The sequence below is a fragment of the Enterococcus haemoperoxidus ATCC BAA-382 genome (genome assembly GCF_000407165.1).
GTDB lineage: Bacteria > Bacillota > Bacilli > Lactobacillales > Enterococcaceae > Enterococcus_L > Enterococcus_L haemoperoxidus.
On record NZ_KE136479.1, the window covers coordinates 966,884 to 982,863 of the forward strand.

Below are 15,980 nucleotides of genomic sequence, written 5' to 3' on the forward strand. Positions count from 1 at the left end.
TTTTATAAATTATTATTTGGTCATACTCACGCTTCAAGTTCACTATCTTTCTAAAAACATGCGGAACAACCAAATTTTCTTCATTGTAAAGATTTTGCTAAATTATCAGTAATATTTTTTAGACTGTCTCGATAACTAATTAAAAAGTCGACTAGCGAATCTTTTCCAACAAGACGTTTATTCCCGTATTGTTCATATTGCTTTTTTTGTTCTTCAAAAGAAGCATCGTATTGTTTTTTCTGTTCTTCGAAAGAGGCTTGATCATACAAAACAGTATCTTTGATCAGACTTTCGTAATCAGAAAAATAGTTATTGATGATGGCTTGGTACATCGTTAAATAGTCTTGATATGTTTTTATAGATTTTATTGTTTGATCCGACACATCTTTAGGCTCAAATGCTAATGATTGTGATTCTTGAGATGTCGCGATTTCTTCTTTTTCTGCGCTAGTAGAAGAAGATGACGTAACAGTAGAAGAAGATTCCTCAGTTGAACTGGTTTCATTTTTGGTTCCATCAAAGTCATGATCAGAGTAGCCAACAATTATCGTTGCTCCTTTATCGGCATAAAATCCATGTTTGTCACCAACCTCTTTGGTGTCATAATATTTGACAGAGCCTTGGTCACTAGAGATTTGGTTACATTCTCCTTTTCTTAAAAAACGTTTATTATACTTAGCTGCTTCATCAAAATTAGCAACGACAAATTTGGGTTTCAATCCAACCGAATCAAATTCAGCTGTAACCTGTTCTTTTGTTTTAAAATAAGTTTCAGGAATTTCAACTTTTCCCTTCAAAACAGTTTCTGCGTTTTTAATAAGCTCTTCATTTTTATTTTTTTCAGATTGTCCACAAGCGGAAAGTAGTAATAATCCGGCGAATAGACATATCATAATTCTTCTTTTTTTCAACAGTTTAAGCTCCTTTTTACTTTAATCATTCATTCGCTTTTTCTTTGGCAAAAGTAATAATATAACAATCGGGATAACCAAAAATAGTATCATCGAATTCATTGCCCGAGCATCTGAATTTGATAAGTTAAAAAGATTATTTTGCCAATTGTTAATAAAGATTCCTAAGGCATCATATTTATTCATTGTATAAAATAAAGCGACACTACCCAGCATGTCTAAGATAATAACAATGATGCACAGAACTTTGACAATTTTACCAACCACATTTTTCATTTTTCAATTCCTCTTTTCGAGATATATTTTTGTTACAAAATGATTATACCATGACTTTTTTAGCTAGTTGTATCAATTTATGAAACTAATTCTTAAAAAAATGATTCATAAAGTATAAATAAATAACGAATATCAATATGTCTGGTAAAAGATATAGAGAATTTTCACCTAAACCTTCTAATAAACTATTAAAAAATGGGCACTATCATGGCTGTAAATATTCTTTTTTCCATTTATCAAATATGCATTCTATTTCAAGAGACATGCATCATTTAGCACATTATATTGGTGGATATAAATTAGAGTTGCTACTTATTGTTATGTTGATCGCTTGCGGTTACTCAAATTTCAATAAAAAAATTTAATTTATACCGTCAGCTTAATTTAAATAGATTGACTATTTTTTAATCATAAAAGTAAGCAGGAAATCAATTTCTACGCTGATTTCCTGCTTGTATTTCTGTATTGACTTGACAGATTCTTGTTCACTTTTTGATATTGGTACTAAATTGAATTATACTTTAACCACGAATCGAATTTTCTATTTCGATTAGTCTAAAAGGGGTATGAAGATGAACATAGAAGATGTTATGAGTAGATTAAAGGAACTGGGAACAGAACAGACTAAAAAGACTTTACGTAAATATGGCGCAACAGAACCTTTTTACGGCGTGAAAATAGGGGATTTAAAAAAATATCTTGTAAAAGAAGTTAAAAAAGATCAGAATTTAGCTTTAGCCTTGTTTGATACAGGTAATTCCGATGCACAATATTTAGCAGGTTTATCCATACAACCTAAACTAGTAACGAAAGAACAGTTACAGCATTGGGGTGAGAAGTCTCATTGGTCAGCAATTAGTGAGGCAATTGTGGCAAGTGTTGCGGCAGAAAGTCCATTTGCGGTGGAATTAGCTCGAGAATGGTTAACATCGACAGATGAGTTGATTGAAAATACTGGTTGGTGTTGCTATGGAAAATATATTTCTATTGCACCAAACGATCAAATTGATTATAAAGAAGTGGCCAATCTTTTAAAGAGCGTAAAAGAGACGATCCATCATTCTCCAAAAGGTGTTCGCTATTGTATGAATCAATTTGTAATTTATGTTGGTGTCCATTATTCTCCTTTACTAGCTGAGGCACAAAAGGTGGCAGAAGAAATAGGGGAAATCACAGGATCATTTGGCGATGTTTCGTGTAATGTTCCGCTTGCATCCAAAGCCATTCAAAAGACACTTGATTCAGGTAGAAATGGCTTAAAGAAAAAAAGAGCTGTGTGTTAGAAAACAAAGCTCATAGCTAAATTGAATGACAAAGAGTAAATTGTTTTTCGTGGTTGCGTTTTCAAAAAATCTATGCTACCATAAAGACAATTAATAACAGGCATGTGACTGGTAAGGCAGGCAGGACCTAAATAAAGCATTTTTCAACAGAAGGAGTTTCACTCTGATGAATGTTTTATTTAGTTTCTGTCTGTTTTTTTGCGTAGGATTTGGCCAATTTTGCGTAACTAATTATAAAGGGGAAATAACGATGAACTACAAAGAAACTGCTACGTCGATCCTAAGTTTGATCGGCGGAAAAGAAAATGTCTCACATCTTGAACACTGCTCGACGCGCTTGCGATTTACTTTAAAAAATAATGATTTGGTGGAAACTGAAAAACTTGAAAAAGTTCATGGTGTGATTGGTGTGCGGCAAAATGTTCAATGCCAAGTGATTATTGGCAATGATGTTGTAGAAGTTTACGATGAAATGAAGGTCCTCTTAGGAGAATTACCTCAAAACGATGGTCCAAAAGAAAAACAAAAATGGGGAACAGTGCTACTAGACTTTGTTATTTCCATTTTTCAGCCACTCATTCCAGCAATAGCCGGCGGAGGTGTATTAAAATCATTATTATTACTCGCTTCAGTAACAGGACTGATGAGCGATCAAAGCCAAACGTATCAAATTCTTAATTTGATTGGTGGTGCACCATTATATTTTCTTCCAATCTTAGTTGCGATGACAACAGCCAATAAATTAAAAGTCAATCAATTAGTTGCTGTGTCAGCAGTTGGCGCCTTAATTTTACCAGATTTAACTACGATGTTAACGGAAGGCACAAACTTTCTTGGTTTTGGTTTAACCAATATTGCATATGCGTCACAAGTTTTCCCTGCTATTTTAACAGTATTGTTTTATGCACAAGTTGAGAAGCTTTTTACAAAATACTCACCTAAACCAATTCGGATTTTCTTCGTACCGATGATGAGTTTATTGATTACAGTACCAATTGCTTTACTGATTTTAGGTCCACTTGGCTATAATGTTGGTACCGTTTTTTCAACAGTTATCATTTGGTTATATACTCATTTTGGTTGGGTTGCGACGGCTGTATTAGCAGCAGTTTTGCCATTTATGGTCGTGACAGGGATGCACAAAGCTATGATTCCATATGCTGTATCTTCCATGAGTGAAATTGGGGCGGAATTACTTTATTTACCAGCTTCTCTTGCTCATAATATTGCTGAATCAGGAGCTTGTTTTGCGGTAAGTATCAAGACGAAAGATCAAAAGTTGCGATCTACTGCAGTATCAGCGGGTATTTCTGCATTATTCGGGATTACAGAACCTGCTTTATATGGTGTCACGATTTTAAATAAACGTGTTTTATATAGTGTGATGTTTGCAAGTTTAGTTGGTGGTGGTTTTGCCGGTATTATGGCGATCAAAGCATTTGCTTTGGTTGGTCCTGGTTTAGCGAGTATCACAATGTTTGTAGACAAAGTGAATCCAATGAACTTGATCTGGGCATTTGTTACGTTAGGAATCTCTTTTGGTGTAGGGTTTTTGTCTGTATTATTTGTGTACAAAGATGAAACAGCTTTAGAGATAGCTGATGGTATGGAAATGAGTTCTGAATCAGGAATTGAACAATTGATCAGCCCAGTTGCTGGTAAAGTTATTTCTCTGACTGAAGTAAATGATGATGTTTTCTCAAGTGGATTGATCGGTGACGGAATTGGGATTATTCCGGAAGATAATGTTTTGGTTGCGCCAGAAGCAGCTGAGATCACTATGGTTTTTGAAACAAAACATGCATTAGGCTTAAAAATGAATAATGGAGCCGAGATTCTTTTTCATATTGGTATCAATACTGTGCAATTAGGTGGTGAGGGGTTTGAAGCTTTTGTAAAAGTTGGTGATAAAGTAGTGAAAGGGCAAAAGTTGATGGCTTTTGATTTAGCTAAAATCAAAGCTGCTGGATTTGATCCAACAATCGTTTGTGTTGTAACGAATAAAGAAGCCTATCATGTCCATTCATCTCACTATTCAGAAATGGTGACGAATCAAACAGATATATTGTCAATTGTACCAATTATATAAATAAAAATAGTTTTAAGGGCTTCCCTTAAATAGTTTAAACGAGGAGAACAGTATGAATACAACAAATGAATTTCCAAAAGATTTTTTATGGGGTGGCGCAATCGCTGCAAATCAAGTTGAAGGAGGCTGGAATCTTGGTGGAAAAGGCTTATCTGTAGCAGATATAGCCAGTTATAAACCTCATGTCGATAACAAAGATTATGCTGCTCATATGACTATTTCGACTGCTACAATCGAAGCAGCAATGGCAGATAAGACAGATAAAGATTATCCAAAACGTCGTGGGATTGATTTTTACCATCGGTATAAAGAAGATTTGGCATTATTTAGTGAACTAGGTTTTAAAACGTTAAGATTATCGATTGCCTGGACGCGACTATTCCCTACAGGCGAAGAAGAAGAGCCAAATGAAAAAGGAGTTGCATTTTATCGTGATGTTTTCAAAGAAATGCAGCGCTTAGGAATCAAGCCTATTGTTACTTTATCCCATTATGAAATGCCATTGGGTCTTAGTTTAAACTACAATGGTTGGGTCGATCGTCGAGTGATCAATGATTTTGTTCGATTTGCAACAGTTTGTTTTGATGAATTTGGTGAATATGTAGAATATTGGTTAACCTTCAATGAAATTGACAGCATTCATCGCCATCCTTTTACAACGGCTGGAATTGTTCCCGATAAGTGTTCACCAGAACAAGAAGAACAAGAAATTTATCAAGCTTTGCATCATCAATTTGTAGCGAGTGCTTTAGTCACAAAAATTGCCCATGAAAAAAATCATAACAATAAAGTAGGGTGTATGCTGACTAAATTAATGACTTATCCCTTAACTTGTGCACCACTTGATGTAGAGTTAACCTTAAAGAAAAATCTTGAAAATAATTTTTATGCTGATGTACAAGTTAAAGGTGAGTATCCTAAAATGATAGAAAAATCTTTAAAAAATAAAGGAATCAACATCAAAATAACGCCAGAAGAACGTCAAATTTTAAAAGAAAATACGGTTGATTTTCTTTCGTTTAGTTATTATATGTCAATGGCAGAATCTGGTGATCCAAATGCTGAAAGAACACCGGGGAATACAGTTTTAGGTGTCAAAAATCCTTACTTACCTTCAACTGATTGGGGCTGGCAAATTGACCCTAAAGGGTTGAAAATTTCCTTGATTGAACTTTACGATCGCTACAATGTACCAATGATGATCGTAGAAAATGGCATGGGCTCTGTTGATTTAATAGAAAACGGTAAAATCCATGACCCTTATCGTGTAGATTATTTTAAAGCTCATTTTCAACAAATGAAAGAAGCAATCGATGAAGGGGTTGATTTGATAGGGTATACTAGTTGGGCCCCAATTGATTTAGTTAGTGCAGGAACATCTCAAATGTCAAAACGCTATGGTTTTATCTACGTGGATGCAGACGATGAGGGTAATGGCACCTATAATCGTTTTAAAAAAGATTCTTTTGATTGGTATCAAGAAGTTATTGCAACAAATGGCGCAAGTCTAGCGAAGTAGGAGACAAGGAGTGGATCTTGATGATCTTGGTGAAAAAAGTATTGAATTCAAGTGTCGTACTTGTTGAAAAAGAAGGACAAGAGATGATTGCGTTAGGAAAGGGAATTGGGTACGGTAAAAAAATTGGTGAGGCGATTTCTGATTCTTTAGTCGATAAAATATTTTTGCCAATCGAAGCAAAGAAATCGTCTCAATTTGCTGAATTAGTTGATGAAATTCCAATGCAATATTTTGAAATCACCAAAGAAATCGTTGCAATTGCTGAAGAAGAGTTGCCCTACCGATTGAATACTAGTATTTACTTAACTCTTTCAGATCACTTACACTTTGCTGTAGAACGTACCGAAAAAGGTTTGAATGTTTCAAATCGTTTGTATTGGGAAATCAAAAATTATTATCCGAAAGAGTTTCTTATTGGTGAAGTTGTTCTCAAAGAAATGAAGGCGAAATACCAAATTGAGCTACCAAGTGAAGAAGCGTCAAACATTGCTTTTCATTTGATCAATGCTCAATCCGACGATCATGAGGATCAAGCTGGTTTGAAAAAAGCGAAATTAGTTGGCACGATCGTCAATATGGTACGATACTCCTTACATCTGGAAATTGATACGAATTCTGTTCATTATACCCGTTTCATCACCCATGTTCGCTTTTTTGTTGATCGTTTTTTCAATAATGGATTACTTCGAGAAAGGGAAGATGAACTGTATCGTCAAATGTGGTCACTATATCCAGGTGCAATGGATATTGCAACGAAAGTGAAAAATTATATCGATCAAACCTATCATACACAGATACCAGAGAATGAAATTGTTTATTTAGGTGTTCATATCAATCGTTTGATGAATCATTCAGCAATTGATAATGATTAAAATTTTCGAAAAGAAAAAAATAATTTAGTGTATATCTTAGATAGATTGAACAACTATTTGTGTTTAGATTTATATAGTATGATTTAGCACTTTCCCATGCTATACTCGGCACATTCTAGAATGAGCATGTTTAAGTATAGCTTCATTTATTAGATACAGAAAAATGCAATCCGATTGTTTTAAACTATAAAAGTTAGTCTGAGAACGTTGATCAATGACGTTTTCAGGCTTTTTTATTGGAAAATCTCTTCTCTTTAAATGAATTTCAACCTATTTTTTAAGTTTTTTAAATAAAAACGTGTTCATTCATATTTTTCTTCCAATTCTATTGACATTAAAAGCTATTTGCGTTAATATCAAACAGCATTAGTTACTAACACTGTTAGCTATTAATGGTGGAAGTAATTATTTTGAAAAAAGGAGGAGTCATATGTCATACGCAGAAGAAGCCGAACAAGAGCTTATGCGTCTAATGGTTCAAAATCGGCATAGTGCATTTAGCAGACTAGAAAAGAGTAACCAAGGTGAAAGTATTGTCATCAAATTTCTTGCACGCTATGGGGAACCAACTAGTCCAAAGCATCTAGCTGAATCACTGAACCTATCTAGCGCTCGTATTGCAGTCGTTCTAGGAAGTTTAGAAAAAAAAGGTCAAATTGAACGTAAGATGGACCCAGATGATCGTCGTCGTATCAACGTTACTTTAACAGATTGTGGGAAAAAGGCAGCGCAACTACAAAAGAAAGAAATGCGTGATAAGATCGTGCGGATTTTTAAACTAATGGGAGAAGCTGATACGAAACTGTTCATCGAGCTGACTGCGAAATTCGTAGACTATTCCCAACAAATTTCCCAGAAAGAGGAAGGTGACCAATAGTGAAGATTTTTAAATATCTCGGTAAATACTGGTATGCGGTCATCGCAGTTCTTGTGCTTTTAGTTGTACAGGCAAATAGTGATTTAAGCTTACCAAAATTAACATCGGGTATCGTTGATGTCGGTATTCAACAAGGAGGGCTTGAATATTCCACACCTGAAAAAATCAGGAAAACAACTCTTCAGGGAATTGAAATGTTCATGACAGACGATGAGAAAAAAATAATTGAAGATAATTATAAACTAACGACTGAAAAAATCGATGGCAAAGAAGTTGAAGTCTATAATTTAAACCTTCAAGAGGATATGACAGAAGCAAAATTAGCAGATATTTTTAATCTACCAATGATGATGCTTGCAACTTCTCAATCAAAAGATTCATCGAGCGGAAGTGAAGCAAAAGCAATCATTGAAGATTATAAAAAAGTTGGAGAAGATGCTGCTAAAGCGAAACAACTTGGTGAAGAAGCAACAGCCCTAGGCGAACAAGCCAAAGCGGCCGGTGCAGCAGCTGCGTCTGCAACAGATGCTGCAACAGCAATGGAAAAAGGACAAGAAGCACAAGATTTGGCTGCTCAAGCGCAAGCAAAAGGTGCTGAAGCAAAATCCTTGACTGATTCAATTCAAACAACGACAAATGCTATGCCAGCTAGAGTCGAAGCGGCACGCAAAGAAACCAAAAAAGGTTTAGGTGATCTAGGTGCGGATTCAATGAAAACAGTGGGAATTCAATTAACACTGGGTGAATACAAAGCACTAGACATGGATACACAACAAATTCAAACAGATTATATGATTAAAACAGGAACGAAAATGGTTCTTCTAACACTGGTTTCAGCTGTTGCTGCAATCATTGTTGGATTGATTGCTTCACTCGTGGCTGCATCAGTCGGTCGAAATTTGCGTGTGGGTCAATATGAACGAACATTACAATTCTCAAATACTGAAATGGAAAAATTCTCTCCAGCTTCATTAATCACACGTAATACCAATGATATCCAACAAATGCAAATGGGGATCGTGATGATCATGCGTATCGTTTTATACGCACCGATCTTAGGTATTGGTGGGATCTATAATGTCTATCAAACAGGAACAGGTATGGGCTGGATTGTTGGAGTTGCGGTAGCCGCTGTTTTAGTGTTAGTTTTAAGTCTGCTATTGACAACGATGCCTAAATTTAAAGCATTACAAAACTTAGTTGATAGAGTGAATTTGGTTTCTCGTGAAATCATTACAGGTTTACCTGTTATTCGTGCGTTTTCTCGTGAAAAATTTGAAGAAAAACGTTTTGATCGTGCCAACACTGATTTAATGAAAACTCAATTATTCGTTAACCGTGCAATGTCTATTATGATGCCGGTCATGATGTTATTGATGAATGGGATTTCTGTTTTGATCGTTTGGGTCGGCGGACATAATATGAATAACGGTCAACTACAAGTTGGGGATATGATGGCCTTTATCACGTATACAATGCAAATCGTTATGGCTTTCATGATGTTATCAATGGTTTCAATTATTTTACCTCGTGCCAATGTTGCTGCTGGTCGTGTAGAAGAAGTACTTGAAACAGAACCAACAATCAAAGATCCAGAACATCCTAAAGATGATCACGACTTCAAAGGTGAAGTGAAATTTGAAGCAGTAGAATTCCGTTATGGTGATGCTGATGAAGATGTATTGCATCACATCAACTTTGTGGCTAAACCAGGTCAAACAACTGCCTTAATCGGTTCAACTGGTTCAGGTAAATCTACGATCGTTAACTTGATTCCGCGCTTATTTGATGTAACTGGCGGGCGAATCACGATTGATGGTATTGATATTCGTGAAATGAGCTTGCATAAATTACATGAAATCATTGGGTTTGTACCGCAAAAAGGAATTTTATTCTCAGGTGATATTGCATCAAATATCAAATTTGGTGATGCAAACATCTCAGATGAACAAATGAGAAAAGCTGCTGAAATTGCACAAGCAGAAGAATTCATCGATTCAAACGAAAAAGGCTATGACCGAGAAATTTCTCAAGGTGGAACGAACGTTTCTGGTGGACAAAAACAACGTCTATCCATTGCGCGTGCCTTAGCGAAAAATCCTAAAATCTTGATCTTTGATGATTCATTCTCAGCGCTGGATAATAAAACGGACGTAGCGTTACGTAAAGCATTGTCTGAAAATATCAAAGGTGCAACACAAATCATCGTTGCACAAAAAATCTCCACGATCCTTCATGCAGATAATATTATCGTATTAAATGAAGGTCGTGTAGTCGATCATGGAACACATGATGAATTAATGAAATCATCCACTGTCTATCAAGAAATTGCTCAATCACAATTGAGTAATGCTGAATTAGGCATAGAAGAAGCAGAGTAGGGAGGAGCGAATATAATGGCAGAACAAACACAAAATCGCCCTCGTGGCGGACGCGGACCTGGAAATGGCGCTCCAGTGGAAAAAGCCAAAGATTTTAAAGGAACATTAAAAAAATTAATCTCCTATATTGGTGCTTATAAAATACCCGTTTTCTTTGTAATGATCTTTGCAATTGCTTCAACCATATTTAATATTTGGGGTCCTAAAATTTTATCTCAAGCGATCACAGAATTATTTAATGGCTTGATTAAAAAGTATCAAGGAACTGGTGGAATCGATTTTAATAAAATTGGTGGAATCCTGCTCTTCATGTTAGGACTCTACTTAGTGGCTTCAGCCTTTGGAATCATTCAAGGTTGGATCATGTCAACGATTTCGCAAAAAATCACGTATCGTATGCGTAAAGAAATTTCAGAAAAAATCAATCGCATGCCAATGAATTATTTTGAAACACGGACAACAGGTGAAGTATTATCTCGTATCACGAATGATGTGGATACTTTAGGTCAATCACTAAACCAGTCGATTACGCAGTTGATTACGTCTGTCTTCACCATTATCGGTGTTATCATCATGATGCTATCGATTTCTGTTCAAATGACAGGGATAGCCATTTTGATCGTCCCAATTTCAATGATCTTAATTATGATTGTTGTGAAAAATTCGCAAAAATACTTTAAAACACAACAAGAATATCTAGGTGTCATCAATGGTAAAGTAGAAGAAACAATCGGTGGCTATAACATCGTCCGTCTATTCAATGATGAAGAAAATTCACTTAAAGAATTTAAAACTCAAAACGATGTCTTATTCAAATCAGCTTGGAAATCACAATTTCTTTCAGGTTTGATGCAACCCATTATGAACTTTGTCGGAAATCTAGGTTATGTTGCCGTAGCGATCTTTGGTGGAATCTTAGCTTATAATGGCACAATCACAGTCGGTGATATTCAAGCGTTCATCCAATACGTACGAAACTTAACACAACCTATTGCGCAATTGGCTCAAGTATCTAACTTACTTCAATCAATGGCAGCAGCGGCTGAACGTGTCTTTGAATTCCTTGAAGAAGATGAAGAAGCACAAACTGTTCCAAACCCGGTTAAAATCGACAAAGCAAAAGGTATGGTCGACTTTGAACATGTTCGTTTTGGTTATACACCCGATAAAATCATTATCAATGATTTCAGTTCCCATGTTGATCCAGGCCAAACTGTAGCGATCGTAGGTCCTACTGGTGCAGGGAAAACAACAATGGTAAAGCTATTGATGCGGTTTTACGATGTAACATCTGGTGCGATTAAAATCGATGGTCATAATATCAAAGACTTTAATCGTGCAGACTTACGTAAAAATATCGGGATGGTTTTACAAGATACTTGGTTATTTAAAGGAACGATCATGGAAAACCTTCGTTATGGTCGCCTAGATGCTACAGATGAAGAAGTTTACGCGGCAGCCAAAGCTGCTCACGTTCACCACTTTATCCAAACTTTACCTGGCGGCTACAACATGGAATTAAATGAAGAATCGTCAAATATTTCCCAAGGTCAAAAACAATTATTAACGATTGCTCGTGCAATCTTGGCGGACAAACCGATTTTGATTCTTGATGAAGCAACGTCATCTGTTGATACAAGAACAGAAGGCTTGATTCAAGGCGCCATGAATAACTTGATGGCTGGCCGTACTTCTTTTGTTATCGCTCACCGTTTATCAACGATCAAAGATGCAGATAAAATTCTTTATATGCAGGACGGCGATATCAAAGAACAAGGTACACATGAAGAACTCCTTGCTGAAGGTGGCTACTATGCGTCACTTTATAACTCTCAATTTGAAGAGTTAGAGGAGTAAAAACTTGTAAAAGAGAGGCCGATACAAAAGCGTTTAGCTCCGAGAAATAAGCTGCTTTTTTCTCGCCGTTTATTCGGATTTAGAGCGTGGGATAAAACTGTTCTTTAGTTTTATCCCACGCTTTTTCCTACGATTAGTCAAGTAGAAAATAAAGAAATAACTGAAGGTATTGTAGTGATTTATACCTTTAAGAATTTTTTTGAATAAAGTCCGCAATAAATAACCCTGATGAGTCTATATTTTTTTCAAGCAGGGTGTTATACTTTATCTATAAGGCATTGCCTTATTGGTCCTTAGAGGCCGTGTACGCATAGTCGTACTTTGTCTCGTTCTTAATCATGGAATAGAGGCACTTTAGTAGTTTGTTCATACAGGCTACGGTCGCAACCTTATCCTTTTTGGGTATAGGTTGCGTTTTTAATTTGTAGTAGTAATCGACAATATGATTCGAAGCGGCGGCTTGTTGGCGGATCATATTTTTTACGGAAAAATACAGAATTTTCCGAGCTTTAGGATTTCCTCGTTTATTTAGATGATCTTGGGCAAGGTATTTGCCAGATTGATATCTACGGGTATCAATGCCCACAAAGGCATTCACTTTCTTATGATTTTCAAATCGGCGAATATCGCCAATTTCACCAATTATTAAAGCGGCAGATACTTCACCAATGCCTGGAACACTTTGGTAAAGTTCGAACTCAGATAATGGTTTGCATTGTTCAATAAGCTGCTTAGACAAGGTTTCCTTTGATTGAATAAGCTCTTTTAACTGTTGGGCATAATACTGAACCTTTTGTACCTGAATGCTTGTTTTCGTGGCTGCTGGATAGGAATTAGAAGCCAATAAAAGGAGCTGTTGGGCTTTTTCTAAAGCTTTTTTATCGAAGATTTTTTTATCTGTGCTCTTTTTTAACCTATTTTTTACCTGTGTTTGACTCAATCCAGCTAGATAGTCTGGATGAGGAAATCGTTCAATAATGTTTAGAGATAATGTTGATACCCGACTAGAAAAAAGGATTTCCAACTCTGGAAAACTAAGCTGAAGAGCGGTGTGTAAGTACATTCTTAGTCTCTTGATTTCGGCTTCTATTTCTTGATAAAAGCGGGCTAAATCATGAGATTCTTCATAAATGGTTGACTGATGTCTCTTGATTTTCCGTTCATATTGCCAGTGAGCTTGCGCAAGACGATGAGCATCTTGTTTATCTGTTTTCAGCACACGCAGACCACTGTCTAGCTGTTTTTTTGCTTCTAAAGGATTCAATAAGCAATAGGCTAAGTGGTTATTTAGGCAAAACGTTTCGATTACTTTTGAGTAAACGTCAGTTGCTTCAAACACAATACTTGGTGTTTCAGGCAGGGTCCGGATTTCTTGAAGTAACGCATTAAACCCTGATTTTGTATGGAGAATCTCTCCCTCGGAAAGGCAAAGATCATCCAAATAAAGCACTTTATAACTTTTTCCCATAGAAACATCTAACGCAAGTACATAAGCCATGTTTTCATCTTCTTTCTTTTTTTGAAAGGTTCTTCACTGTTTCATTTCGTTCCTAATTTCCTTTACACGAGCTCGAAGCCCAACATACTTAAACCAGATTTTAAAATGACAGTGAAGGAGACCGTTTTTTTGTAGGGACTCGAAGTCCATGAGCGCGTGGTCGATCTTCCTTTCACTTCTTACTATAACCCTAAAAACAGGAAAATAGAGAGTAAACTTATCCGTCGATGAGTTTACTCTCTAATCTTAGTATGTTTTTTTATTTGCTAGAATAAATCTTTCTGAATTCGCTTGATTTTAAATTAAGAAAAAATAAAGACTCTTGAAATAACTTGAAAAAATTTTTTTCCAGCGTTATTCTTTAATCAAATAAATAGATAAATAACCTTGTTAGGTGAGGCTCCTATACAAACAGAGGCTATTGCGCAGAAACGTCGAAAGACGCCAATGTGTAAAACAGGAATTGTCGAATTAAGGCTTTTCATAAAATAGCTAAGAAATTTTCTTTACGTTGTATAGTGCTAAAACTCAGACGATGAGATTGATTAAAAGTCAAACGTCTTAAGGAAAAATGTTTGGCTTTTTTCTTTTGGTAAATTAGAAAACTATTTTATTTACTGAATGTATACCGTCTTAGTACTTACTTGTGTTTTTTTGGAGTGTGGTTGAATAACGCAAAAAAAGACTGCTAAAAGATTCGCTCCTATCTATTAGGGAATAGAATCTTTTAGCAGTCTTTTTGGGAAATGCTTATGGTTCTTGTTTGATTAGTTTTTTAATGAATATAGGAATGAAGGGATTTATCACATGTATACGTCGAAAGAAAAGAATTTTACTCCAGTTATTTTTAGTGTTGTACTTTTTTCATTACTAAGTTTTTTAGTTGTTAAAAATGTAAGTTGGTTTACAAATCTAGATTCATGGATTTATCAATTTAATTGGAAGCCAAATGAAACACTGACTAGTTTCGTGAATCTATTTGCAAAAACTGCTACAATCGTGCCTATTTTTAGTTTGAGTCTTATCGTGTCATTTGTTCTATGGAAAAATAAGCATAAGCTACTAGCAGTTTGGATGAGCAGTAATGTTTTAGTAGTCAGTGCTTTAGGCTTTATACTTAAGAATTTTGTTGCTCGGCCACGACCTAATGTGGAACAGTTAGCCGAGAAAAGCTCTTACAGTTTCCCAAGTGGGCATTCTCTTTTAGCCATGTGTCTAACTTGTTCTGTTATTTTGATCGTACACACATTTTATCCAAGGAAAACGAAAAATTACAGGATTTTAAAAAATGTATTGCTTCTTTATGTTCTTTTGATTGGCTTGAGTCGAATTTACTTAAGAGTTCATTATCCGAGCGATGTGATTGCAGGGTTTCTTTTAAGTTTTTCTTGGGTGAATTTTTCTTATATCTGCCTTCAAAGGTTGTATCTTAATAGAACATTCACATCACGAGAAGCTAAAAAAAAGTTTGTGCAAAGAACCATTTTGGCTAGCTTAACTGTACTTTTACTGGCCGTTGCGGGAGCTTCTGTATATGGTGCAACAGTCTTTAATAATGTTCAAAAAACGGCTGACAAAATGTATCAGCCGCTGAATCGAAAAACAAAGCCTGCAGAGCTTAATAATAGTAAACCTGTTAGTTTTTTACTTTTAGGGATCGCAAATGATTCAAAGCGTAAAACAGATCTTCGAGCGAATACGATTATGGTCGTGACTGTCAATAATCAATTAAAGAAGACGACAATCACAAGTATTCCTAGAGATGCTTATGTAGAAATCGTTGGAAAAGAGGGTGTATACGACAAAATTAACCATGCCCATTCTTTTGGCGGTGATGAGATGATGATAAATACTGTCGAGCATTATTTAGACATTCCGATTAATCACTATTTTGTCATCAATATGGATGGATTAGCTGCATTGAGTGATGCGGTTGGTGGTGTTACTGTCAATAATGATTTTGAGTTTGATGCAGAAGGAATTCATTATCCAAAAGGAGAGCAGCATTTAGGCGGTTGGGAAACATTGCAATATGCAAGAATGCGCTATGAAGATCCTTTAGGAGACTATGGGAGACAAAAAAGACAGCGGGAAGTAACGATTCAGCTTACCAAAGAATTAATTTCTATGAAAAGTGTTTTTCATTATCAAGAATTACTAGACGTAATTGGTGATAACGGTCAAACTGACATGACCTTGGATCAAATGACTCTCTTGATGAAAAATTATCAGAAGGCTCTAGAAAATATTGAAAGCTATCAAATGCAAGGGGAAGGATTTACTGGGGATGGTTATACAGGAGAAGAAGGAATTTCTTATCAGAGTATTTCAGATGAGGAAAAGCAAAAAGTCACCAGCGAATTAAAGAAACAATTGAATTTAGATGCACCATAATGAAACAAGCTCATTTTTTCAAC

At 35.7% G+C, this 15,980-nt stretch carries 11 protein-coding genes and 1 riboswitch; of the genes, 8 read left to right on the forward strand and 3 right to left on the reverse strand.

Annotated features, from left to right (window positions below; genetic code table 11):
• Positions 1-80: 80 nt before the first annotated feature.
• Positions 81-911: a hypothetical protein gene (locus I583_RS04550; protein ID WP_010763395.1), complete on the reverse strand. Its 831-nt coding sequence runs from the start codon at positions 909-911 to the stop codon at positions 81-83.
• A 21-nt stretch (positions 912-932) separates the two neighbouring features.
• Complete coding sequence (locus I583_RS04555) at positions 933-1,187, reverse strand: hypothetical protein (RefSeq protein WP_010763396.1); 255 nt, start codon at positions 1,185-1,187, stop codon at positions 933-935.
• Positions 1,188-1,759: 572 nt separating this feature from the next.
• On the opposite strand from I583_RS04555, the gene I583_RS04560 reads away from it, so the two are divergent.
• From I583_RS04560 to I583_RS04590, 7 genes are all read left to right on the forward strand, one after another.
• A complete protein-coding gene (locus tag I583_RS04560) occupies positions 1,760-2,470 on the forward strand; it encodes a DNA alkylation repair protein (protein WP_010763397.1) in 711 nt (236 codons plus the stop codon).
• A gap of 250 nt (positions 2,471-2,720) precedes the next feature.
• Positions 2,721-4,559: a beta-glucoside-specific PTS transporter subunit IIABC gene (locus tag I583_RS04565; protein ID WP_034682657.1), complete on the forward strand. Its 1,839-nt coding sequence runs from the start codon at positions 2,721-2,723 to the stop codon at positions 4,557-4,559.
• 52 nt (positions 4,560-4,611) lie between these two features.
• A complete protein-coding gene (locus I583_RS04570) occupies positions 4,612-6,078 on the forward strand; it encodes a glycoside hydrolase family 1 protein (RefSeq protein WP_010763399.1) in 1,467 nt (488 codons plus the stop codon).
• Positions 6,079-6,098: 20 nt separating this feature from the next.
• A complete protein-coding gene (locus I583_RS04575; RefSeq protein WP_010763400.1) occupies positions 6,099-6,950 on the forward strand; it encodes a PRD domain-containing protein in 852 nt (283 codons plus the stop codon).
• A 430-nt stretch (positions 6,951-7,380) separates the two neighbouring features.
• Entirely contained in the window at positions 7,381-7,827 is a 447-nt protein-coding gene (locus tag I583_RS04580; RefSeq protein ID WP_010763401.1) for a MarR family winged helix-turn-helix transcriptional regulator, read from the forward strand.
• Entirely contained in the window at positions 7,827-10,208 is a 2,382-nt protein-coding gene (locus tag I583_RS04585; protein ID WP_010763402.1) for an ABC transporter ATP-binding protein, read from the forward strand. The genes I583_RS04580 and I583_RS04585 overlap by 1 nt, the downstream gene beginning before the upstream one ends.
• Positions 10,209-10,223: 15 nt before the next feature.
• Entirely contained in the window at positions 10,224-12,065 is a 1,842-nt protein-coding gene (locus I583_RS04590; protein WP_010763403.1) for an ABC transporter ATP-binding protein, read from the forward strand.
• 283 nt (positions 12,066-12,348) lie between these two features.
• Here the strand turns inward: I583_RS04590 and I583_RS04595 are convergent, their stop codons facing one another.
• Entirely contained in the window at positions 12,349-13,563 is a 1,215-nt protein-coding gene (locus I583_RS04595) for an IS110 family RNA-guided transposase (protein ID WP_010763404.1), read from the reverse strand.
• 379 nt (positions 13,564-13,942) lie between these two features.
• A riboswitch (M-box (ykoK) riboswitch) is annotated at positions 13,943-14,110 on the forward strand.
• A 260-nt stretch (positions 14,111-14,370) separates the two neighbouring features.
• On the opposite strand from I583_RS04595, the gene I583_RS04600 reads away from it, so the two are divergent.
• On the forward strand, positions 14,371-15,957 hold the full coding sequence (locus I583_RS04600; protein WP_010763405.1) for a phosphatase PAP2/LCP family protein: 1,587 nt from the start codon (positions 14,371-14,373) through the stop codon (positions 15,955-15,957).
• Positions 15,958-15,980: the final 23 nt, after the last annotated feature.

Excerpts from the sequence above, each read along its gene's own strand:
- I583_RS04565 (WP_034682657.1), top strand. The coding sequence starts at position 2,721 with ATGAACTACAAAGAAACTGCTACGTCGATCCTAAGTTTGATCGGCGGA.
- I583_RS04560 (WP_010763397.1), top strand. The coding sequence starts at position 1,760 with ATGAACATAGAAGATGTTATGAGTAGATTAAAGGAACTGGGAACAGAA.
- I583_RS04595 (WP_010763404.1), bottom strand. The coding sequence starts at position 13,563 with ATGGCTTATGTACTTGCGTTAGATGTTTCTATGGGAAAAAGTTATAAA.
- I583_RS04555 (WP_010763396.1), bottom strand. The coding sequence starts at position 1,187 with ATGAAAAATGTGGTTGGTAAAATTGTCAAAGTTCTGTGCATCATTGTT.
- I583_RS04580 (WP_010763401.1), top strand. The coding sequence starts at position 7,381 with ATGTCATACGCAGAAGAAGCCGAACAAGAGCTTATGCGTCTAATGGTT.
- I583_RS04570 (WP_010763399.1), top strand. The coding sequence starts at position 4,612 with ATGAATACAACAAATGAATTTCCAAAAGATTTTTTATGGGGTGGCGCA.
- I583_RS04600 (WP_010763405.1), top strand. The coding sequence starts at position 14,371 with ATGTATACGTCGAAAGAAAAGAATTTTACTCCAGTTATTTTTAGTGTT.
- I583_RS04590 (WP_010763403.1), top strand. The coding sequence starts at position 10,224 with ATGGCAGAACAAACACAAAATCGCCCTCGTGGCGGACGCGGACCTGGA.
- I583_RS04575 (WP_010763400.1), top strand. The coding sequence starts at position 6,099 with ATGATCTTGGTGAAAAAAGTATTGAATTCAAGTGTCGTACTTGTTGAA.